This window comes from Flavobacterium sp. ACN6 (genome assembly GCF_002304005.1).
Lineage (GTDB): Bacteria > Bacteroidota > Bacteroidia > Flavobacteriales > Flavobacteriaceae > Flavobacterium.
The window spans coordinates 19189-42601 of the sequence record NZ_MRCQ01000008.1 but is presented as its reverse complement, the minus strand read 5'-3'; the positions used below and the strand labels follow the sequence as shown (position 1 = coordinate 42601).

The window sequence follows — 23413 nt, the reverse complement described above, 5'->3', positions numbered from 1 at the left end:
ATGGGATTTTTTTCAGAATTTAAGGCATTTGCAATGAAAGGCAACGTAGTTGATCTTGCTGTTGCAGTAATTATTGGAGCGGCTTTTGGTAAAATTGTAAGTTCATTTATTGAAGATGTAATTACGCCATTAGTATTAAAACCTGCTTTAGATGCAGCTCATTTGTCAAAAATAGAAGATTTAACAGCTTTTGGCGGCGTTAAATATGGTCTGTTTCTTTCGGCAGTAATTAACTTTATAATTGTTGCTTTTGTTTTGTTTCTGATTATAAAAGGATTAAACAGTCTTAAAAAGAAAGAAGAACCAGCTCCAAATCAACCTGCTGCACCAACACAGGAAGAATTGCTTACACAAATTAGAGATTTGTTGAAAAACAAACAATAAGATATAATACCGCTGCACTAAGTCTAACTTAACCGCCTTCTAAAGAGGCGGTTTTTTTACAAAATGTTTATTTTGTAACATTTTGTTATTTTTTGTGAATCACCTTGTCAAGACTTTTATTATACTTATTTTTGCCTTATAAATTTGATTATTGAATTACTTAAAAATATAAAAATGAGAATTGCAGTTGTAGGAGCTACCGGAATGGTTGGCGAAGTAATGCTTAAAGTTTTAGCGGAAAGAAATTTTCCTGTTACAGAATTAATTCCTGTTGCTTCAGAAAGATCAGTAGGAAAAGAAATTGAATATAAAGGAACTAAATATAAAGTAGTTGGTTTACAAACAGCTGTTGATATGAAAGCTGATATTGCTGTTTTTTCTGCAGGTGGAGATACTTCATTAGAATGGGCTCCAAAATTTGCTGCTGCCGGAACAACTGTAATCGATAATTCATCGGCATGGAGAATGGATCCGACTAAAAAATTGGTTGTTCCAGAAATCAATGCTTCTATATTAACAAAAGAAGATAAAATTATTGCAAACCCAAACTGTTCTACAATTCAAATGGTATTGGCTTTGTCTCCTTTGCATAAAAAATACAACATTAAAAGAATTATTGTTTCTACCTACCAATCGATCACAGGAACTGGTGTAAAAGCGGTAAAACAATTAGAAAACGAATACGCTGGAATTCAAGGTGAGATGGCTTACAAATATCCAATTCACAGAAATGCTATTCCGCATTGCGATAGTTTTGAAGAAAACGGATACACTAAAGAAGAAATGAAATTAGTTCGCGAAACTCAAAAAATTCTTGGTGATAACACGATTAGAGTTACAGCAACCGCGGTTCGTGTGCCAGTTGTAGGCGGACACAGTGAAGCAGTAAACGTAGAATTTACAAATGATTTTGAAGTAAATGAAGTTCGCGAAATCCTTCACAATACAGACGGGGTAACGGTACAAGATAATTTAGATACTTTTACATACCCAATGCCATTGTATGCTGAAGGTAAAAATGATGTTTTTGTTGGAAGAATCCGTCGCGACGAAAGCCAGCCAAACACTTTAAACCTATGGATTGTTGCCGATAACTTAAGAAAAGGTGCTGCAACAAACACCATTCAAATCGCTGAATATTTAATTCAAGCTGGTTTGGTATAATCTAGAGATTAAATAAAATTGTTATAAAGAGAAAACCGTAATTGCAGTAATGTAATTACGGTTTTTTTGATTTTTATAAATGTCTTATTTTGATATTTTAATGTCTTACCAATATACTGCGATATGGGGATTTAGTTTATTTTTATAAAAAAGGTAAATTATGGGCTTAGATCTAAAACTTTTTTCAATTTCTAGTAAGGTGGATTTTGTTCTTGATAAAGCAAAATCAAATTTATTGTATGCGATAGATTTTGATAAAATTTTAGAAACTGAAACACTAAAGCTGCATTTGAAAATGATTCAGGAAAACCCAGACGGGACACCTGAAAGTATACTAAAAGAGCTTATTCAAGATTCAATAATTGTTTTGGATAGTTATCCTAACCGCAGTAAAGAAAATTATACTTTTTATAGTAAAACAAGAGGTTACAGTACTATTAATTATCTTTTAGAAAAATATTTAATAGATAAAAGGAAAAGAGAAACTTCAGAATTATTTTATTCAGGAATTAAAATTGAAAATGATTCGCAATTTGTTCGATTTGAATACATTAGAGAGAAAGAAGTAAGTGAAATTTGTGATCTTCTTGAATTAATTGATTTTGACGACCTTTTAAAATATTATGATTTAGATAAAATCCAAGATATTATTTATAATTTGATATACCCTGATATGTTTATATTTTTAAAAGAAGAATTTAATGAACTTAAAAAATTTTATAAAGAATCGAAAAAGCTGAATGCTTTTGTAGTTGTTAAAATATCATAAAAAAAGCGAGAACTTTTAGATTCTCGCTTTTTCTTTATTTTTAATATTCCGGAGCCAGTTCTAATTCCAGCCCTTCTAATTCTGTAGTAATTGGAATCTGACAGCCTAAACGACTATTAGATTTAACATAAAACGCTTCCGAAAGCATAGCTTCTTCTTCATCTCCCATTTCTGGTAATGCAACATCATTAAGAACATAACATTGGCAGGAAGCACACATTGCCATTCCTCCGCAAGTTCCTTCAACAGGAAGTTCGTATGCTTTGCATAACTCCATTATGTTCATTGCCATATCAGTCGGAGCCTGTAATTCGTGTATAACTCCTTCTCGATCTTTAATTTTTATTAATACATCCATTTTGATTATTGGAATTTTTTATCAGGATTTTATAACGTGAAAAAATCCTTTATTTATATTAACTAGCAGGCTTAGTACTAAAAGCGTATTCTTTTCTATTGTTGTCTTTTAACTTCATTTTTACACCAAGAACATTTTCATTCTTTTCAAGGATTGTTATAACTGCAATTACAGAATAATAATCTCTATCAGATTGGAAAACCAAAGTTCCTTCATAAGTAGTGTTTAAAACACCTTGTTTGTCTGTCGTCGCTGAAACTTTTCTTGGATGAGAAAATTCGGCTGAGCTGTAAGTCGCCTTACTTGCAAATTTACCTTTACCATCTGTAAAGTCATACAAAAAATCGTAGTTGCCAATTCTCAGCGAACCAGCTTCTTCGTTAGGATTAATCGAAAAAACAATTTTTCCTGCGTATTGAAAATCAGTCCATTCTTCAGATTCGCTTACCCAAGCTTTGTCAACAATGACATTTTTGCTTTGTGCGGAACCTGCGGTAACAAAAAACAATAATAAAAAAAGAGCGTAATAGTTTTTCATAGTTTAAGATTTAAGGGTTATGCGACAAATTTAAGTTAAAATGTAACAATTCCTTAACAAAAAATCTTAAAACTTTGAGTTGTTTTTTATGAATGTGGCAAAAAAGGCATTTTTTCGAGTCTTTTTTTAGTAAATCTTTAAACAAAAATTAATAAGGCTTATTATTCTTGTTAAATACATAAAATTTAAAAGACGTAAAAAATGCAGGTTTTGTTACATTACATTTACCACAGTTTCGATTTGCGGAGCGTATTTTTTTATAGTTGTTTCAACGCCAGCTTTCAAAGTCATTTGATTCACACTGCAGCTAATACAAGCTCCTTCCAATCGAACTTTAACATGTTTATCCTCTTCAATAGAAATTAATGAAATGTCTCCTCCGTCGGATTTTAAGAAAGGCCTAATCTCGTCTAAGGCCAATAAAACATTATTTGTTAATTCTTCTGTTGTCATAATTTTATCAATTAGAAAATGTGTCAATTAGAAAATTAGAAAATTCACTTGGAGTAAAATTATCTAATTGTCTAATCTTCAAATTATCTCATTAGTTTTATCTCAATTATCTAATTATTTTTTTACTGCTGAACAGCCTGCCATTGTTGTAATTTTAATAGCTTCTGTTGCAGGCAGACTATCGTTTCTGTTTACAGTTTCTTGTACAACATTACGAGTAATCTCTTCAAATACTTTTTCTATTGGAGAAGCAGTCTGCAATGCCGCCGGACGACCGTAATCTCCTGCTTCACGAATAGACTGTACAATTGGAACTTCTCCTAAAAATGGTACATCTAAATCTGCAGCAAGGTTTTTAGCGCCTTCTTGTCCAAAAATATAATATTTATTATCAGGTAATTCTTCTGGTGTAAAGTACGCCATATTTTCAATGATTCCCAAAACAGGAACATTTATATTATCCTGCATAAACATGGCAACTCCTTTTTTAGCATCGGCTAATGCTACTGCCTGCGGAGTACTTACTACAACAGCACCAGTAATTGGTAAAGACTGCATAATAGATAAGTGAATATCACCAGTTCCTGGAGGTAAATCAAGAAGCATGAAATCTAATTCTCCCCAATCTGCATCAAAAATCATTTGGTTCAATGCTTTGGCAGCCATTGGTCCTCTCCAGATTACAGCTTGACTTGGAGCAGTAAAAAATCCGATAGAAAGCATTTTGATTTCGTAGCTTTCAATAGGTTTCATTTTTGATTTTCCGTCAACCATTATAGAAACCGGTTTTTCGTTTTCAACGTCAAACATGATCGGCATTGAAGGTCCATAAATATCGGCATCAAGAACTCCGACTTTGAAACCCATTTTTGCAAGCGTTACCGCTAAATTTGCAGTTACAGTAGATTTTCCTACTCCTCCTTTTCCAGAAGCAACTGCAATAATATTTTTGATTCCAGGAATAGCGCGACCTTTTATTTCAGGTTTCTCTGGAGATTCTACTTTAATATTTACTTTTACTTTAGCGTCTGGAGATATTAATTCGTGAATTGTCTTTTTAATATCATCTTCAGCTCTTTTTTTAATATGCATTGCAGGTGTATGCAATACTAAGTCAACAACAGCTTCGTCACCAAAAGTAATAACATTGGTTACAGCGCCGCTTTCAACCATATTTTTTCCTTCTCCAGCAATAGTAATTGTTTCTAATGCTTTTAGAATTTCTTTTCTATCTAATTTCATTGTAAATGGGCTATTTTTCTATTCTGAGAAGCCAGTTGTAAAGATTATCTTTATTTAAACTGATTTCAGGGTGCAAAGATAACAGATTAAGTTCGGAATTAAGCGTTTTTGAATTGTAATTATTGATATAGAGATTATTCAAAATTATGCTTCAAAGTTTTTTAGGTGCTTTTTCAATGCAAATATTTGAACAGAAAGGCGTAATGTCTCCGTTAAACTAAATTTCAGCTGCTCAAAAGATTGTATTTTTTGTATAAATTTTCTTGTTTTTTGAATTCATTCCTCACAAATCTTCGCTATATTTGATTGCCCAAATCAATGATTTTTAGATCGGAAAAAAGTATATGAAAACTTGTTTTTTTAGAAACATTTATTGGGTTTTCGATATTTTTTAAAAAGATTATTTTCTTCATTAAAACTTTAAAAATATGCGAAATTTTACTTTTTCAACAATCATTATTGCGGTTAGCTTTTTTTCATTTTCATTTAACTCATTCTCAGGGAAAACAGAAAGTAGAAAGATTTCAGAACATAAATATCTTTCGGTAATTTCTATAGATGCTGCGTCTGTAAATGCTTTCTTTAAAAAGTATCCTAAACTTAAAAAATACCAAAAAGATGTTGAGGATATTTACAAAAACAAACAATATAAGTCTATTTGGTATGATGATAAAAGCATAACCGAATTTGGCGCCTTGTTGTATCAAAAAGTGAATGTTTTAAAAGATCAGGGAATAGATAATAAAATGCCTTATAAAGAGGTAATTGATCAGGCATTTAACGAAAGTGATAATGTTGATCCCCCTCAAATAGACACAGAACTACTCCTAACGAGCATGTATATTTTCTATGCCAGCAATGTTTATTCTGGCGTTGATGCGGCAACTTTAAAGAAAATTGGCTGGTATTTACCCGCTAAAACTATTTCGTATTCCCGAATTTTAGATTCTCTAATTGTTGATACAAATCGATTAAATGAAGATGATTATTTATTGTTCAGCCAATATTACAAACTGCAGGATGCTTTAAAAAAATACAGAAAATTAGAAAAAGACAATCTTTGGCAGAAAATTGGAATTGATAGTGCCAGCTTTAAAGAATTTAGACCCGACGATACTGCCGCCGCCATTAAACAAATTAGAAATCGTTTGTTTATTGTGGGAGATTTGAAGCAGGATTCTAAAAGCAATATTTATGATGAAGAATTGATGGCCGGCGTTTTGAATTATAAAAAAAGATACAATCTAAAATTAAATTACGCCTTAACGAGAGATCATATCAATCAGATGAACGAACCGATCAGCAAAAGTATTAAAACAATCATGCTGAACATGGAAAGATGCAGATGGATTCCGACTAAATTGGCTAAAGCAAATGAATATGTGATGGTTAATATTCCGTCGTTTAGAATGTTTTATGTAAAAGATGGAAAATATGATTTTGTTTCGGATATATTCGTTGGAAATAGATTGAGCGAAACTGTAATTTTTAGCGGTACTATGGATAGAATTGTTTTTAGTCCCTATTGGTATGTTCCAAACAGCATTATTCAAAACGAATTAAAACTGCAGATGGCGAATGATAAAAACTATCTGGCAGATCATAATATGGAATGGAACGGTGGAAAAGTAAGGCAAAAGCCAGGGCCTAAAAACTCTTTAGGTTTGGTAAAATTCATGTTCCCGAACCCGAATGATATCTATATGCATGATACGCCTGCAAAAAGTTTATTTGAATTTGAAAAACGTACCTTCAGCCATGGCTGTATAAATGTAAAAGAAGCAAAAGGACTGGCTCTCGCTATTTTAAAAGACGATCCAGACTGGCCGGCAGATAAAATTGATAAAGCAATGAGCGGTGAAAAAGAAACAACCTGCATGCTTAAAACTAAAATTCCGGTTTACATTGGGTATTTTACAGCTTGGGTTCAGGACAATGGCGAAATAAATTTTTTCCCAGATGTATATGACAGAGATGAAAGTTTAGATAAACTGCTTTATTCAGATTCTGTAACTATGAAATAAAATAAAAACCCGACAGATTTTTAGGGAATCTGTCGGGTTAAAAAAAATGGTTCTACAAGCTTATTCGTATTTTAAATATTTTAAAACATCTATTTTAGTTACCTGAAATGCTTTTGTTAAAACAATTATTAATGTTAAAAGCAAAAGGGAAAGCAGCGCAATACCAAACGGAACGGTTGAGATTCCGATTCTAAAAGCAAAATCTTCAAGCCATTTTTGTAATAAGATGTAAGCAGGAATAATTCCGATCCCAAATCCTAGTAAGCAGAACATAATATATTGTTTTGATAATTCTTTCAAAAGAACATCGGTTTCTGCGCCTAATGTTTTTCTAATAGCGATTTCTTTCAATCTTCTTTCCATCGAAAATGATGCCAAAGCAAACAATCCGAATATCGCAATTATAATTACTACTAGATTTAGAATAAAAAACAGGTTCTTTTGTTTTACTTGTTCGGCATACGTTTTTGCAAAACCTTTATTGACAAACTCATATTCGAAAGGATAATCGGCATTTACGTTTTTCTCCCAATACGCCTGTAATTTTTCTAATGTCTGACTCAAATTATTTGGAGAAACTTTTATGTACACATTATTAAAGTTGTTCCATTTTAAGGTTTTAAGATTAATAAAAACCATTGGAGGGACTTTATTTTGTAATCCTGTAATATGAAAATCTTTTACAACGCCCACAATTTTAAACTTCAGATTTTCTCCATCTCCCATACTCCAGCCAGAAGTTATAATCGTATTTACGGGTTTTTTCAAACCTAAAGCTTTCACTAAAGTTTCATTCATAAGCATACTGTTTATAGTATCTGAAGCATATTGTGGAGAAAAATCACGGCCTTCAACGATTTTAATATTCATCATCTTTAGAAAATTAAAATCCATTTCGACATTTCTAGGCTGCACAAAAATACCATTGTGCGTAAATCCAGAGCTGGAATTGGTGCTGCCTCCAAAAGTTCCTGCAAAAGTAGAAACATCTACTACGCCAGATATTTTAGCGATTTCTTGTTTTGCAGTCAAATATTGTTCGATTCTTTTCGTTCTATCTGGCTTGTTAAACGGAATAGAAATAACCTGATCACCGCTAAATCCAAGATCTTTATTCATCATATAATTAACCTGCGAATTGACAATCAAAGCGCCAATGATAAAAAATGCCGCAATTCCGAATTGAAAAATAAGCATCGAGTTACGAATCCAGATACCGCTTTTACTTCTTGAAAAATTACCTTTTAAAACCTTTAACGTCTCAAAATTTGAGATATAAATAGCAGGGAATATACCCGCAAGAATGATTACTAATCCAAATATAAAAATGAGCTGCAGGTAAAATTCACCGCCATTTAGAGTCAAGTTTTTGTTTAAAAAGGTATTATAATAAGGTAATGAAAGTTCAACAATTGCCAATGCAAACAAAATTGCAAGCGTTACGATAATAGCAGTTTCAAAAATAAACTGCGAAATAATCTGTTTTTTTGAAGCTCCTACAATTTTACGAACACCAACTTCTTTAGCGCGTTTTATAGCCGATGCAGTCGCCAGATTGATATAGTTTACCAATGATAAAACCAAAATCAAAATGGATAAGCCGCCCATAATGTAAAGCAGTTTTAAATTGCCGGCTCCTTCAGGAAAATTTTGATTTCCAGAACTTTTTGTACCGTTTAAGCGTGCCGTTTTTAATTGATCCAGAATAACAGTAATTTCTCCAAATTCTTTTATATATTCTGCTGTAGTTTTGCCGCTTTCTTTAGCTTCTTTTAAAGTACGGTTGACAAAATTTACATGCTGCATCTTTTTTTGAACCAAAGCCGCATCGGCTCCAGGTTTGATTTTAATCATTAAACCATAATTAAAATTTCCCCAGCTGTTTATATCTCCTTCGCGAACTATGCCGTTAAACACAAAATTAGGTTCAACAGAAGAAGGTTTCGTAATACGGTAAACAGATCTTACGATGAAGGTTTTATTGCTGTATTCAATAGATTTTCCAATAGGATCTTCATCTTTAAAAAGTAATTTCGCCTGATCCTCGGCAATGGCAACACTATTTTTTTCTTTTAAAATGTTTTTCTTAGCGCCTTTTAGAATTTCAAAAGGAAAGAATTCGAAGAAGTTTTCATCTGTATAAAAGATCTTTTTGTCTAATATTTTTTTATCCTCATACTTTACAATTTCCTGATCGTACCAGATATTCATAAAGCAGATACTCTCTATTTCAGGTATAGTTGCTTTGCAGGTATTTCCAAACGGAATCGAACTTGAAGCCCAAGTGTCTCCAGTAATTCCAATTTTGTTTAAAACCTGAAAAGAGTTTTCTTTCTCGGGATTCCATTGATCGTAAGCATGTTCGTTATTCCAATAAAGAATAGCGAAAATCACGCTTGCAATTCCGATGCTTAATCCCAGAACATTTAAAAACGAAAACAATTTGCTTTGTTTTAAATGATATATAAATATTTTAAACCAGTTAAAAATCATTTTGTTGTATATTTTTATAGTTGATATGGCTGTTTTTGTAAAACCTTTTCGGGTTTAGATAAGTGTGAAAATTTTGCAGACAAGTTCTACCAGAACTACCAATGCAGTTACAATAATTTTAATCATCATTTAATTATTTAGCGTCCATAAAAACATCAACATTTCGCTGATTTAATTTTTCAGAAAATATAACTCCGTCTTTCATGTGAATAGTTCTTTGCGAAAAAGAAGCATCATAATCAGAGTGGGTAACCATCAGGATTGTAGCGCCTTTAGCATGTAAATCGGTTAAAAGTTCCATTACTTCGTTACCATTTTTACTATCTAAATTTCCAGTTGGCTCATCGGCAAGAATGATTTTCGGGTCATTAACCAAAGCTCTTGCAACGGCAACTCTTTGTTGTTGTCCACCCGAAAGCTGCTGCGGGAAATGTTTCAAACGATGAGAAATATTCAGTTTTTCGGCAATAGCTTCGATTTTGTGTTTTCTGTCAGAAGCTTTCACATTATTATAAAGAAGCGGCAGTTCGATATTATCGTAAACCGAAAGTTCATCGATTAAGTTGAAGTTTTGAAAAATGAAACCAATGTTTTCTTTTCTCACTTTTGCTCTTCCTTTCTCCTTTAGACCAATCATTTCCTGATCTAATAATTTGTAGCTTCCGTCGCTTGCGCTGTCAAGAAGTCCAATTATATTTAATAAAGTCGATTTTCCACAGCCCGAAGGTCCCATTATCGTTAAAAAATCTCCTTTTTTTATTTCTAAGTTGATACCGCTCAAAGCAGCAGTTTCTATTTCTTCTGTTCTAAAAACTTTGGTTAAATTCTGAATTGTGATCATAATTTTTAAGGTTTTGAATGTTATTATTATGTTTTTTGATTGATGATTGAAACGATGATTTTATAATTGTAAATTGTGAATTGTAAACTGCGACTGCAACTGGATACTAATTACTTTTCTCAAGCGAAAGCTCTTCGATATCTTTATAATCTGAATAAGAAGAAGTAATTACAGATTCGCCTTCTTTTAAGCCTTCTAAAACTTCATAATAAGAAGGATTTTCGCGTCCTAATTTTATATTTCTTCTTTCGGCTTTATTTCCTTTTACTACAAAAATCCATTTTCCTGCTGCTTCCTGATTAAAACTTCCTCTCGGAATTACCAGTGTTTTGTTCTTTTCTGATAAAATCAGTTTTACGCCAAAACTAAGTCCGTCTTGCAACACAATAGTTTCCTTAGATATAAACGCTAGTTCTACAGTAAAACGGCCGCTTTTTACTTCTGGAATTACTTTCGTAACCATAATTTCAAGAGTTTTGCCCTTAAATTCAACTTGGCCTTTTAATCCTTCTCTAATTTTTTCCAAATAAAACTCATCCACTTCTGCTATAAGTTTATATCCTTTATTAGAGTCAATTTTTCCGATGCTCGCTCCCGCCTGAAAAGTTTTTCCTAAAACTGGTTCAAAAGAAGTCAGCCTGCCAGATTCCGGCGCTGTGATTAAAAAGTTCTTTTTGTTGTTTCTCAGGATATCCAAACTCTTTTCCATGGTTTGAATAGAGCGGTTAATTTGAGAAATCTGAACCTGATTGCTTTGTTTTTCTTTTTGAATACTCTGCTGAATCGTTCTTTTACGTTCTTCCTGAAAACGCAGACTTTCTTTAAACGTATTCCAGTCATTTTTAGAAATTACATCTTTCTCAAAAAGCTTAGAATTCATATCGTATAATCTTTTCGCATCGTTGTAATCATGTTCGATCAGAACAAAATCTTTGGTTAAGTTTAATTCCTGATTTCTGATATTTAATTTTCCCGTATTTAAATTATTGATCTGCTCGATAATAGCAGTTTCCTGAGTCAGATAATTCAATTCTGTGTTTGGATTGTATAGTCGGGCCAGCGATTGTCCTTTGGTAACCATTGCGCCGTTTTCTACAAAAATTTCTTTTACAGAACCGCCTTCAGTAACGTTTACCAGCATTACATTTAAAGGTTCCACTTTTGCCTGAAAAACTACAAAGTCTTCAAAAAAGGCTTTTTCTGCTTTTTGAATTACCAGTTCTTCTGCTTTTACATTTAGCGTTCTTTTCGAACTAAAAGCAAAAGTGATGATTACCAGCAAAACTAAAAAAACAGCAATTGCTATTGCGAGATACCTAAATTTTTTATTTTTACGAGGAATTATCTTGTCCATTTTTAATTTATTTTACTGATAATCAATAGGTAAATACTGTGCCATAAAATTTATTATTTGTAAAGTATTGATTTTAAAGAAGCTTTTAAGTTAGCTTTGAAAAAGGAGTGTTCGATAATGAACAGTTGACCGTTCGGAAGCGGACAGAAAAAACACCACATGAGAAAAAAACAAGCCCAAATATTAGTTGTTGACGATCAGGAAGAAATTCTTTTTTCGGCAAAAATGATTCTCAAAAAACATTTTGAAACGATTTTTACGACCAACAATCCAAAAAAAATCATTTCCCTTTTGAGCGAAAATGAGATCAATGTGGTTTTACTGGACATGAATTACCGAATTGGTTTTGAAGATGGGCGGGAAGGAATTCATTGGCTGAAAGAAATAAAAACACTTTCACCACAAACGATTGTTATTTTAATGACCGCTTTTGGTAAAATTGAAACTGCTGTTGAAGGCATAAAAATTGGAGCTTTTGACTATGTTCTAAAACCTTGGAACAATGAAAAATTACTGGAAACAATTGACAAAGCTGTAGTTGAAAGCAGAAAAAACAGCAAAAAAACAAGTGTTGAAAAAACAGAAAAGACGGAGAAAAAGTATTTTGTCGGCACTTCTGCCAAAATAAAACAAGCCTATTCTATGGCTGAAAAAGTAGCCAAAACAGACGCCAATGTTTTGATTTTAGGCGAAAATGGAACAGGAAAATATGTGTTTGCGGAGTTTATTCACCAGCATTCTGAAAGAAGGAATCAGCCGTTTGTGCATGTCGATTTGGGTTCGCTAAGTGATAATTTATTCGAAAGCGAACTTTTTGGTTATGCCAAAGGAGCTTTTACAGATGCCAAAATTGATACGCCCGGACGTTTTGAAACTGCTTCAAACGGAACTATTTTCTTAGACGAAATTGGAAATATTCCGCTTCATCTTCAGGCTAAACTGCTTCATGTTTTACAGACAAAAATGGTAACGCGTTTGGGAGAAAGCAAACCCAGACCGCTAAATGTGCGCATTATTGCGGCGACAAACAGCGATATTAAAGCCGAAGTAAAGAATAAAACTTTCCGGGAAGATTTGCTTTATCGAATAAATACAATGGAAATTAATCTGCCGTCTCTTCGCGAAAGAAAAGATGATATTGTGCCAATGGCAATTTTTATTTTAGAGCAGGTTGCTGAAAAATACGATAATGGTTCCGAAGCTGCGGGATGGCATTTTGATGACAATGCAGCGCCATATTTAGAAAAATATCCGTGGAAAGGAAATGTGCGCGAAATGGAAAATAAAATCGAGCGTGCTTTGATTTTGGCTGAAAACAACACGATTTCTGTAATGGATTTGGATATTTTGGACTTTGAGGAAATTCAGGAAAATGATGAAAACCCATTATCTGAATTGGAAAAAAGTGCCATTGAGAAAGCATTATTCAAACACAATGGAAACATCAGTAAAACCGCCGAAGAATTAGGTTTGTCGCGCGCCGCCTTATATCGAAGAATCGAAAAATATGATTTGAAGAATTAGATTTAAATAAAATGAATAGCGTCCAGCTTTAGCTGCACGTAAATAGTAAGATTATACTGGAGGCTATAAAGAAATTATTCTCCAGCTAAAGCTGGAGACAATTTAAATAAAATAGGAAATTAATTGGGAATATTTAATCCTTTTTACCTATACCAATAAACATAAAAACATGAAGAATTGGAAGTTTTATAATGCCTTGTTTGTAAGGGTTTTGTTAATTATGACACTGTTTTTATGCAGTGCATTTCTGCTGTACAAAGGATTTCGATTTAATGCCCTTTTAGTTGGTTTTTTTGTTTTGGTTTTTCTGTTTGAAATGTATTTTTTTGTCAAAAACCAATTGTCATTTTATGATAAAACTATAAACTCCATTTTGCACGATGATTTTTCTGCAAACTTTTCAGCAGAACATAAAAAAGACAATTTTAACAGCCTTTATGTGTTATACGATACGCTGAAAATCCAAAAACAAGAGCAGACTTCAAAAGAACTTATTTATCGTTCGATATTGAACAGTATTGACACTGCAGCATTAATCTTGGAGAAGGAGAATGATACTTGGTCGATTTTTTTAATGAATGATTGTTTCTCGAAGTTATTCAAAGTGCCAAAAGTAAGTCATTGGAAATATCTTAAAAATTATCTGCCTGCGCTTTGCAGCGAAATTGAAAATGTTGGTTTTGCCGAACTTAAAACGGCTATTTCGATAAAAATCGAAGAGCAGGATCTGCAGACTTTTATGCTGCAGACTTCGTATACACAAACTTATGATAAGGAGTATTTTATTATTTTATTAGATAGTATTCAGCGCGTTATTGAGAAAAAAGAAAAAGAAGCCTGGATTAATTTGATGAAAATCATTTCGCATGAATTAATGAATTCCTTAACGCCAATCCGTGCGCTTTCGCAGAATTTACTGCACATTGTAGATCAGGAAAAATTAGAAGAGGATGATTTTGAAGATATTAAAAGCAGTATTTCTACCATTATAAACAGAAGCGATCATTTACAGGTTTTTGTGGAGAATTATAGAAAGCTGGCAATGCTCCCAACGCCAAATAAACAAATGACACAGATTAATGTATTGTTTGAAGATTGTCTGCGTATTATGAGTCCTATTTTGAAAGCGGAAGGAATCGAATTGATTAATGAAATCAATAGTTCTCGTTCTATATTGATAGATAAAAACCAGATGGAACAGGTGATTATTAATTTGATTACCAATAGTATTCATGCTTTAAAAGAGAAAACGGAAAAGAAATTAATACTTTCGAGTTATACAGAAAACAATCGCTTTTTTATTGTGATTTCGGATAATGGAAGAGGAGTGGATCCTGAAATTAGAGATAAGGTTTTCCTGCCTTTCTTCACCACCAGAAAAGACGGCGCCGGAATTGGATTGACGCTTTCAAAAAATATTATCGAAGCGCACGGCGGTTATCTAAGTTATCAAACCGATGCCGAAAAAACCGATTTTGTTATTTGCTTGATTTGATTTTTCTTGAACCATATAAGTGATATGAGTTCATTTAAACGTTGCGTATAAATTTTACGGAAAGTTATTGGTATTTAATCGCGCAAAGACGCAGAGTCGCAAAGGAAAACTTAGCGACTCTGCGTCTTTGCGCGATTAATTGATAAAGTAAAGCAAACTTAAAACGAACTTATGTGGTGAAATTAAAGTTCAACCTCTGGTTTCCAAAAGTGTTTTTCTAAATCAACAATTTGATTATTAATCACTTTAATGCCTTCGTTTTCTAAAAGTTGCTGCATTAAATTAGTTCCGTCGAAGTGATGTTTTCCTGTCAAAAGTCCTTTTTGATTTACTACTCTGTGCGCTGGGACATCATCCATATTATGGCAGGCATTCATCGCCCAGCCCACCATTCTGGCAGAACGAGCGGCACCCAATGCTTTTGCAATTGCACCATAAGAAGTTACTTTTCCGTACGGAATCTGTCTTGCAATTACATAAACTCTTTCGAAAAAATTTTCCTCAGCCATAATTTTTGCCACGAATTACAGGAATGAACACGAATTTTAAATTTACAATTTTTAAGAATCTTTTTGCCATTCCCAATAGCTATTAGAATAAGACATTAAGAATAAAATTAAATATTTATCTGCTTAAATCTTTTAAAATCTGCGTGAAAATATTCAGCACAAAGTAAAAAATATTGATTTAAATCTGGTGAAATCTATAGCTATTATTATCCGAAATAATAGTTCAGAATATTAAAAAGAGTTACAATAGCAATCAGACCAGTAATACTTCCAATGATCGTGTTCATGTTGCGCATTAAGTAATCGGTTTTCTTTTCTATTCTTCCGAAGAAAGCAATATAACTGTACAAAACGGCAAAAGAACCTAAAATAGATCCTAAAACGAAAGTGAAAATAATACTGTTTTCAAATACAAAAAGATGATAAGAAGCCAAAGTAACGCTTACAACAACGTAATACGGAATAGGAAAGAAATTCAATCCAGAAAGAAGCATCCCAAGAAAGAAACGGCTTTTTTTACTGCTTTTTTTGATCTTCGATTTTTTCTTGGTTTTAGGATCTTTTGCAATAAACAAAAAGTATATCGTTAAGATTGAAAAGATAACAAAACCAACCTCGCGCAAAAGCGTCAAAACATCTGGTCGATTATCAATTACTTGTGCAAATAAAACGGCAACGTAGACCTGAAAAAAAATCACTAAAACCGCACCAATAACAAACCATAAAGCATTCTTTTTTCCTTCTTTCAAATTTATTTTGGCAGCCGTCATGTTGATTAATCCCGGTGGAAAAATCCCAATTGCAGCGGCAATAAAGCCTGAAAGTAATGGAGTAAGATATACCATTCAGTTGTTTAAGTGGTTAAAAGATAGTTTTTTGTATACTAAATTAGTCTTTAATTTTGAAACGAATATACGTAATTGCCTTGTTAATTTCTAAATATTGTTTCTCATAAAATGTCTGAATCGCAGTTACAACTTCAGGACTTCCTTCATTTTTGTACACATTATGATTGGCATATAATACTTCGTGACCTTCACCATGAAGCAATCCAAGAGTATATCCGTGCATGAATTCGCTGTCGGTTTTAAGATTTACGACACCGTCTTTTTTCAGGATTTTTTTGTACAATTTCAAGAACTCAGAATTCGTCATTCTGTGTTTCGTTCTTTTGTATTTAATCTGCGGATCTGGGAAAGTAATCCAGATTTCGTCTACTTCATTTTCAGCAAAAATATGATCGATCAATTCGATCTGAGTGCGCACAAAAGCAACATTATGAAGACCGTCTTCAACAGCAGTTTTAGCACCGCGCCAGAAACGGGCACCTTTAATATCAATTCCGATAAAATTTTTGTCTGGGTATTTTTCAGCTAAACCAACAGAGTATTCACCTTTTCCGCATCCTAATTCTAAGATTAACGGATTATCATTTTTAAAGAAATCAGAATTCCATTTTCCTTTTAAAGGCATTAAATCGCCAACAACTTCTTCTCTGGTTGGTTGAAAAACGTTTTGAAATGTTTCGTTTTCTCTGAATCTCTTAAGTTTATTTTTACTTCCCACTTTTTACAAAAATTTTCCGCAAAATTAAGGAATATAAACGAATGGATAAGGTGTAATTGCGGTTTAAATTTTGGCAGCCCTTAATTTCTATAAAGTATATTTTGTTTTACCAGGAATTTCACGAATTTTCACGAATCAATTTAATCAGTTTGAGTGAAGAAAAATTTGTGAAAATTTGTGAAATTCGTTGCAGTAAATATTACCCGTAATGAGGTTCTGTAATTGGCTGGGCTTTTGGATCAAGCGATTCATCGTGCTGCGATAAATCCAATCCAATGTGCTCTGATTCTTCAGAAACTCTTAACGGTATAATGAAATTGGTTACTTTAAATAAGAAATAAGCTCCGAAGAAAGTAAATACAGAAACCAATACTAAAGCCATCATATGATGTCCAAAAACGTTCCAGCCACCGTGAAGTAAACTTGCATTTTCGCCGTGCGCAAAAATGGCAGTCAAAATCATTCCCATAATTCCTCCAACACCGTGACAGGCAAAAACGTCTAGAGTATCATCAAATCTTTTTGAATATTTACAATTTACAGCAGTGTTAGAAACCAAAGCCGTAACAAATCCAAAGAACATACTTTCTGGAACAGATACAAATCCTGCCGCAGGCGTAATAGCAACCAGACCCACAACAGCACCAATACAGGCACCAAGTGCAGAAACTTTTCTTCCGTTCATTCTGTCAAAGAAAATCCAGGTTAGCATTGCGGCTGCAGATGAAGTTGTAGTTGTTGCAAAAGCCATAGCAGCGGTTCCGTTGGCAGCAAGCGCAGATCCAGCGTTGAATCCGAACCAGCCGAACCACAACATTCCAGTTCCTAAAAGTACAAACGGAATATTGGTTGGAATATGCTGACTATTTTTTCTTTTTCCTAAAACAATAACTCCGGCCAAAGCAGCAAATCCTGAACTCATATGAACTACTGTTCCTCCGGCGAAATCTTTTACTCCAAAATAACTTCCTAAAACACCAGTTGGATACCAAACAGCGTGACATAAAGGAGCATATATAAAAATGGTAAATAAACTAATGAAAACTAAATAAGAGATAAAACGAACACGTTCTGCAAATGAACCCGTGATAATTGCAGGACAAATAATTGCAAATTTCATTTGGAACAAAGCAAAAAGCATAAACGGAATCGTATTTGCCAGCTGTTTATGAGGCAGAACACCAACATAATCCATAAAAGCAAAAGTTCTTGGATCTCCAAAAAAGCTGTAAAAATGATCTCCAGTACCAAAACCAACTGGATCTCCAAAAGCTAAACTAAAAGCGACAACAGCCCATAAAAGCGTTACAACTCCCAAACAAATGAAACTTTGAAGCATTGTCGAGATCACATTCTTTTTGCCGACCATTCCGCCATAAAAGAAAGATAAGCCAGGTGTCATAATTAAAACCAGACAACTTGAAGTCAGCATCCAGGCAACATCGGCAGGTACAATATTCTCTATAGTTCCAAATTCTGATAGAACATAACTATTTTCTGTTACTGTTGGCCAAAATGCACCGATTGTGCAAACGACACTGATCATGATAAAGGAAATAATCCAGCGTTTTTCTATTTTCATTTTTAAAATACTTTGTTAACCCTATTTTTTTTGGGGTCAAAGTTAAAAAAAAATAAAGATTCTTGTTTTTAAGGCTGTTAAAATAGAGGTATGTGTTTTATTTTGATTGATTTTTTAAAATACAGGTTCTTTTTTTGACAGTATCTTATTTTAAAGTTACAAAAAAGCACTGTTTTTGCTGAATTTATTAAAATTAAATTCTCAACACGTTTTCTAAAGTGCTATAAAAGTTATGTTTATAATAAGAAATGCCTAAAATGTTTTATTTCTTCTGAAGCTTTGTTATTAAAGCATCTTCAATTGGTGTTTTGATTTTGGTAACAGGGTCAACTTCGTCGTTCGGAATTGTCATTGATAAAACATAATGCTGAATTTTCCATTCTTTTCCTACTTTCACCAAAACTCCAGAACCGCGGCAGATTTTCATTTGAGTATCTAACAATTCATCAAACCAAGCTAGTTTTCCAGTTTTGTCAAAAAAGATATGACGTTCCAAAGCTCTAAAATTCCAAGTTGCTCCTTTGTCAAAAAATGGTTTTGCCCAAACTGCAAATTCTTTTTTAGTCCAGTTTTCGGTTGCATCAGTTCCAATATAGATTGCATCATCTGTCAAAGTATTAAAATAAGCATCATATTTTACCTCGCCAGCGGCTTTGTGCCAAGCATCTAGTGTTTTGTTAATTTGATCTTTGTCGGTTTGAGCATTTGCAAAAGAAGTAACTAATAATAGCAGTAAAAGTGTTTTTTTCATGATAATGTTTTTATTTGAGTTTAAAGGTATAATTTTTTGAAACATATAGTGATATAAGAAAATTAAAGAAAACGAATTAGTGCCACAAAGGCACCAGGGCGCAAAGTTTATTTTAAGATTCTTGGCGACTCTGTACCTTTGCAACTTTGCAACTTTGTCCCTTACTAAATTATCTCACGTTTCTTATATGGTGTAATCACGAAAAAACAATTATATTTGAGAGATTTTAAAATACCACCCCAATGAATTCAAAATTACTTATAAGTTCACTCGCTATAACTTCACTATTATTTGTTTCGTGTAAAAAGGAATTAGAACCGCAGGAAAGCACGGCAACGTCTGAATTGGTAAGATTAGGACTTGCAAAAGACACTACTAAAACTGCAGCGCCAGTGGTTCAAAACCAAAATCAAATGGCAAATCCGAATACGGTTTTGAGCGATAATAAAGGACTTAATCCAGCACATGGACAACCAGGACATCGATGTGATATTGCAGTGGGAGCACCTTTGAGTTCTGCGCCGACACAACAGGTGCAAGCAACTCCAGGACAAACAGTACAAGTAAATCCGACGCAGCAAAATGTGGTTACGACTACTACAACTACAACGCCCGTTAAAACGGCAAAAGGAATGAATCCGCCGCACGGACAGCCGGGACATAGATGTGATATTCCAGTTGGGGCACCGTTAAATTCTCCTGCTGCCAAAACTACAGCGGCAGCTACAAATGCGACACAAAGCGGATCGGTTACTCAGAATTTTACGGTAACACCGCCAGCATCAAACGCAGTTCCGGCATTATTAAGCACCGAAAGTGCAGGGCAGGACACAGCAGTAGCAGACGGAATTAATCCGGCGCACGGAAAACCAGGACACCGTTGTGATATTGCCGTTGGAGCACCGCTGCCAAAATCTTAAAAGAAGAATCAAACTGATATAAAACAAAAAAGACGTTTCGAAAATTTGAAACGTCTTTTTTTATGATTTTAAAACACAAATATTAATGTGCTTTTATTTTTTCGAAAGTGGTAGTCAACGATTTTTTGACTTTAGCCAAAGCGCCGCTAAAAGCTTTTTCAAGCGTATCGGCATGTTCTGTAACAGTGATTGGCTGTAATTTTACAGGACGAACTTCGATTACACATTTTTTGTCATGCAAACTGAATTTTTCTCCATTTTCATCTCCAAAGTGAACTTCTATACGGGTTATTTTATCTTCAAAACGCGCTAAACCTTTCTCTAATTCTCCAGAATAGTAAGCTTCTAATCTTGCATGTCCCTCAATGTTTTTGTCGGTGTTGATTTGTACTTTCATAACGGAATATATTTAATGATTATTCTCAAACTTATTTATTTTAAAGGGAAAAGCCAAGCGAGTTAAGGAAATATTATGAATTTTAAGAGATTTATTTTTCAATTTTGTAATTTAGATTTCGACTTAGAGTTTTAAAGTTTAAATAAAGAAAAAACTTACAATTTATTTTCTTTTCGTATGTTTGTATTTCCTAAATGCAAAAATATATGAACACAAAAAAATTATTGCCCGTGTGGTATGGTGGCGGTATTGGAAACAACCGCAACGCTCTTTGCAGCGTAGGACACCTAATCTATGCGGGTTTTATATTTCCTAAATGCAAAATTATGAGTACAAACACCTTCTCAAAAGAAACCCAATTAAGATTAGCTGATTTCTTCAACGAATCTATTGATCCAAAGAGTATGGCAAAAGCTATTCGACAAGTAAATTACGTCCTTGCCTTAAACGCAATGCGAGATTCAGAAACCCTGCAAACCGAAAAAATCAATCTCGAAGATAATTTTTATTGGCTGAATAAATTAGCTGAGATTTTAAATCCTTATTTGGAGGTTGAATGATTATAGAATTGGAAAAAGCCACTTGTAGAAGTGGCTTTTTTGTTATTCGTTATCAAGTTTTGAACTTATGAAATAATTATTTAGAATGTTTTTTACAATTTTTGAAATTCAGCTAGTAATAAATTATCTAATTTCCTTTGTTTTCATCAATTTCGTTAATGATACTGTAAAAGGCATTCCTGCCTGTGTGTAAACATTCTTGGTTATTTCTAAAATTTTTTTGTATTCATCTAATTTTTTAAAATTCCAGCTTACATTTTCAAATTCTAAATCCGTTACTTTTTCAATATCTACTTTTAAATAATGTTCTTTTAAATCATTTGGCTGTGGAAAATTGAGTTCAATAATTCTGCTTTTTGAATAAACTTGTATTCCTGTGCTTTTAATCTCGTATAAATCAAAAGCTGTCTCTTGCCCATTTCTTCTTAATAAAAGGTATTTTGCATTTACAACTTCATTTGTTAACTGTAAAGAACCAATAGTATCATTCATCCGGAAAAAATACTTTTTATTTTCATTATACCAATCAAAACGCTTAGCTGTTTTTGAATATCCAACTAATACAAATGTTTCATCTGGAATTAATTTTGAGCCATTTAAATATTCAGGAATTGGTTCATGAAGTTGATTGATATCTTCTTTATTAATTTGATAGACATTGTGAATTTTATAATTAATATTTTCCCTTTGAGATGCTCTGTCTAGCAAGTGCTCAATAACTAGATCTATAAACTTAGACAATTCTGTAATATCGTTATCTTGCCCTGTTGGATTGATAGAAAAAGCGCCTAATCCTGGAATGATTTCGTGAAAGCCTCTTATTTCCTTTTTTTCTGTTCCAGGATATAAAACATAAGCACCGCCTGATCTTCTTATCGCATCTTTATAAGCATGCATCTTTAACAAATCTGCATTTTTATATATTCCTTTTCTTTCGTTGTTTTCTTCTTGTTCTATTAAATCATTATCCGTAGAAGTTTGAATTTGGAATTGTGTTATTTTATATTTTGCATCAAAATGAATATGTACAATTAGGTCCTGTCTTTCAGCTTCTTTTTCTTTTAGCATAGCTGGCCAAACTGATAATGTATAATCTGGACGAAGTGTAGTTGTATAACTACCCGCTTGCTCATCAGTATATTTTGTGCCTCCTTTAAAAGAACGATTGTATGAAAATTTAATTTTTAGCGCTCTATTTTTTGTAATAAAATCACCATACAAAGCAGTGTGTTTACCTTGTTTTACCATTACGCTCAAGCCGTCTTTGGTTGGCTCTATCAAATGGTTGTAAGATTGCTCTTCGTACTCAATATCTTTTATTTTGAATTTAGACTTGAATAGATCATACAATGTAAAAAACAACCAATATTCGTATAAAGTAGCAATATCTCTTTTACCAGCTTTATATACATCGTTGCCACCTTTCCAAACTAATTTGGAAGCTAAATCAAATTGCAACCATGTACTTAAAACTTCAAGGTAACCACTTTTTCGTTGTAAAACAGGGCTATTTAATTTTAATGAGGTTGGTCTGGAAATATCCTTAAAAAAAGAGTGGCTTAAATAACCTTCAAGTTTTGTTACCAAATTAGATGCCTCTATATGTGGTCTGGAATATAATTTATCTTTAAAGTATTTTTGGCAATCTTCTGCAAAACTTAAAAAAACTTCTAAAGCGTGTTTTATAAATCGATTTTCACTTGTATCTGTATGCTCAACTTTTCTAAAACTATTTATTTTATTTGGTATTGATTGAATTCCTGCTTGAAATAAAGGATGTGATGTTTGCAAAGAAATTCTATTTGAACCTGATGAAATTTGCTTAGTTGCAGCGTTATCAAATCTTTTTACTTTACGAATATCAATTGTTTCACTCTCACTATTCCAATTGGTTTTAGGAGAAGCTATGATTTTTAACACTGCTTCTTCAAAATCTTTATTTTGAATGATAGAGTTAACAAAACTAAATCTTTGGTATATTGTTTCATTGTCTCTTGAAAAGTCTGTTTCAAAATTTTGCTCAACAGGAGAGTTGATCTGCATTAAAAGTTCCGTACACTTATCTGTTATGTCTTTTAACATAAAACGGTAGTTTTCACGGTAACTTTTATCGAGTTCGGTATCGAATTTAGTTGCTAAAACTTCAATAGTAACTTCAAATTCTTTACCTTCATAAATAATATTAGAGACAAATAAAGTAAGAGTACCGACATAAATATTAGGCACAATTCTTCCTAATGAAGGTTCACGTTTTGACTGTGAGACTATGCCATCATTACTACAATTTAAGCGATAATTTTTATTGGTAAAGGCATATTCATAACTATTACCCTCTAAGATTTGAAATGTACTTTCTCCATTCTCATTTGCTTCTTCTTCTGAAATTTCAAAAAGTCTTCCCTTATTTTCAGGATAGATTTCTAAAAAATGAGTTTCATTAAAAAAGGGTAATGGTATGCGAATATGTTTCTTGGTTTCTTCCATATTTC

At 33.0% G+C, this 23413-nt stretch carries 22 protein-coding genes; 8 read left to right on the top strand and 14 right to left on the bottom strand.

The window, feature by feature from the left end:
• The 3 genes from mscL to BSF42_RS13515 all read left to right on the top strand — a co-directional run bounded on the left by mscL (position 1) and on the right by BSF42_RS13515 (position 2317).
• Positions 1–384, top strand: a complete 384-nt coding sequence (gene mscL, locus BSF42_RS13525) for a large conductance mechanosensitive channel protein MscL (protein WP_057115857.1) — start codon at positions 1–3, stop codon at positions 382–384.
• Between the two features lie 174 nt (positions 385–558).
• Complete coding sequence (locus BSF42_RS13520) at positions 559–1548, top strand: aspartate-semialdehyde dehydrogenase (RefSeq protein WP_095953620.1); 990 nt, start codon at positions 559–561, stop codon at positions 1546–1548.
• A gap of 160 nt (positions 1549–1708) precedes the next feature.
• Complete coding sequence (locus BSF42_RS13515; protein WP_095953619.1) at positions 1709–2317, top strand: DUF1877 family protein; 609 nt, start codon at positions 1709–1711, stop codon at positions 2315–2317.
• A gap of 40 nt (positions 2318–2357) precedes the next feature.
• Here BSF42_RS13515 and BSF42_RS13510 read toward each other — a convergent pair whose 3' ends face one another.
• The 4 genes from BSF42_RS13510 to BSF42_RS13495 all read right to left on the bottom strand — a co-directional run bounded on the left by BSF42_RS13510 (position 2358) and on the right by BSF42_RS13495 (position 4908).
• Complete coding sequence (locus tag BSF42_RS13510; RefSeq protein ID WP_026982672.1) at positions 2358–2675, bottom strand: 2Fe-2S iron-sulfur cluster-binding protein; 318 nt, start codon at positions 2673–2675, stop codon at positions 2358–2360.
• A gap of 58 nt (positions 2676–2733) precedes the next feature.
• Positions 2734–3213 (bottom strand): hypothetical protein, encoded by a 480-nt coding sequence (locus BSF42_RS13505; RefSeq protein WP_095953618.1) that lies wholly within the window; start codon positions 3211–3213, stop codon positions 2734–2736.
• A gap of 213 nt (positions 3214–3426) precedes the next feature.
• The gene (locus BSF42_RS13500; RefSeq protein WP_095953617.1) at positions 3427–3666 is read right to left on the bottom strand and encodes a NifU family protein; all 240 of its coding nucleotides are present in this window, start codon (positions 3664–3666) and stop codon (positions 3427–3429) included.
• 114 nt (positions 3667–3780) lie between these two features.
• On the bottom strand, positions 3781–4908 hold the full coding sequence (locus BSF42_RS13495) for an Mrp/NBP35 family ATP-binding protein (RefSeq protein ID WP_095953616.1): 1128 nt from the start codon (positions 4906–4908) through the stop codon (positions 3781–3783).
• Between the two features lie 428 nt (positions 4909–5336).
• Between BSF42_RS13495 and BSF42_RS13490 the strand changes: the two genes are divergently transcribed.
• The gene (locus BSF42_RS13490; protein ID WP_095953615.1) at positions 5337–6932 is read left to right on the top strand and encodes a murein L,D-transpeptidase; all 1596 of its coding nucleotides are present in this window, start codon (positions 5337–5339) and stop codon (positions 6930–6932) included.
• A 60-nt stretch (positions 6933–6992) separates the two neighbouring features.
• Here the strand turns inward: BSF42_RS13490 and BSF42_RS13485 are convergent, their stop codons facing one another.
• The 3 genes from BSF42_RS13485 to BSF42_RS13475 form a co-directional block, all read right to left on the bottom strand.
• Complete coding sequence (locus BSF42_RS13485) at positions 6993–9425, bottom strand: ABC transporter permease (protein ID WP_095953614.1); 2433 nt, start codon at positions 9423–9425, stop codon at positions 6993–6995.
• Positions 9426–9558: 133 nt separating this feature from the next.
• On the bottom strand, positions 9559–10266 hold the full coding sequence (locus BSF42_RS13480) for an ABC transporter ATP-binding protein (RefSeq protein WP_095953613.1): 708 nt from the start codon (positions 10264–10266) through the stop codon (positions 9559–9561).
• A gap of 106 nt (positions 10267–10372) precedes the next feature.
• On the bottom strand, positions 10373–11620 hold the full coding sequence (locus BSF42_RS13475; RefSeq protein WP_095953612.1) for an efflux RND transporter periplasmic adaptor subunit: 1248 nt from the start codon (positions 11618–11620) through the stop codon (positions 10373–10375).
• Between the two features lie 159 nt (positions 11621–11779).
• Between BSF42_RS13475 and BSF42_RS13470 the strand changes: the two genes are divergently transcribed.
• Positions 11780–13144 carry a sigma-54 dependent transcriptional regulator gene (locus tag BSF42_RS13470; protein ID WP_095953611.1) on the top strand — a complete coding sequence of 455 codons (1365 nt, stop codon included), beginning with the start codon at positions 11780–11782 and terminating at the stop codon, positions 13142–13144.
• Between the two features lie 169 nt (positions 13145–13313).
• Complete coding sequence (locus BSF42_RS13465) at positions 13314–14639, top strand: PAS domain-containing sensor histidine kinase (protein WP_095953610.1); 1326 nt, start codon at positions 13314–13316, stop codon at positions 14637–14639.
• A gap of 182 nt (positions 14640–14821) precedes the next feature.
• Here the strand turns inward: BSF42_RS13465 and BSF42_RS13460 are convergent, their stop codons facing one another.
• From BSF42_RS13460 to BSF42_RS13440, 5 genes are all read right to left on the bottom strand, one after another.
• Positions 14822–15148, bottom strand: a complete 327-nt coding sequence (locus tag BSF42_RS13460) for an MGMT family protein (RefSeq protein WP_095953800.1) — start codon at positions 15146–15148, stop codon at positions 14822–14824.
• Between the two features lie 206 nt (positions 15149–15354).
• On the bottom strand, positions 15355–15993 hold the full coding sequence (locus BSF42_RS13455; protein ID WP_095953609.1) for a LysE family transporter: 639 nt from the start codon (positions 15991–15993) through the stop codon (positions 15355–15357).
• A gap of 43 nt (positions 15994–16036) precedes the next feature.
• The gene (gene trmB, locus BSF42_RS13450; RefSeq protein ID WP_095953608.1) at positions 16037–16714 is read right to left on the bottom strand and encodes a tRNA (guanosine(46)-N7)-methyltransferase TrmB; all 678 of its coding nucleotides are present in this window, start codon (positions 16712–16714) and stop codon (positions 16037–16039) included.
• 199 nt (positions 16715–16913) lie between these two features.
• Complete coding sequence (locus BSF42_RS13445) at positions 16914–18296, bottom strand: ammonium transporter (RefSeq protein WP_095953607.1); 1383 nt, start codon at positions 18294–18296, stop codon at positions 16914–16916.
• A 262-nt stretch (positions 18297–18558) separates the two neighbouring features.
• Positions 18559–19047 (bottom strand): nuclear transport factor 2 family protein, encoded by a 489-nt coding sequence (locus tag BSF42_RS13440; protein ID WP_095953799.1) that lies wholly within the window; start codon positions 19045–19047, stop codon positions 18559–18561.
• Positions 19048–19289: 242 nt separating this feature from the next.
• Between BSF42_RS13440 and BSF42_RS13435 the strand changes: the two genes are divergently transcribed.
• Entirely contained in the window at positions 19290–19967 is a 678-nt protein-coding gene (locus BSF42_RS13435) for a hypothetical protein (RefSeq protein ID WP_095953606.1), read from the top strand.
• 82 nt (positions 19968–20049) lie between these two features.
• Here the strand turns inward: BSF42_RS13435 and BSF42_RS13430 are convergent, their stop codons facing one another.
• A complete protein-coding gene (locus BSF42_RS13430; RefSeq protein WP_095953605.1) occupies positions 20050–20364 on the bottom strand; it encodes an HPF/RaiA family ribosome-associated protein in 315 nt (104 codons plus the stop codon).
• A gap of 206 nt (positions 20365–20570) precedes the next feature.
• On the opposite strand from BSF42_RS13430, the gene BSF42_RS13425 reads away from it, so the two are divergent.
• A complete protein-coding gene (locus tag BSF42_RS13425; RefSeq protein ID WP_371615796.1) occupies positions 20571–20924 on the top strand; it encodes a hypothetical protein in 354 nt (117 codons plus the stop codon).
• 123 nt (positions 20925–21047) lie between these two features.
• Here BSF42_RS13425 and BSF42_RS13420 read toward each other — a convergent pair whose 3' ends face one another.
• Positions 21048–23408: a DUF2357 domain-containing protein gene (locus tag BSF42_RS13420; RefSeq protein WP_095953604.1), complete on the bottom strand. Its 2361-nt coding sequence runs from the start codon at positions 23406–23408 to the stop codon at positions 21048–21050.
• Positions 23409–23413: the final 5 nt, after the last annotated feature.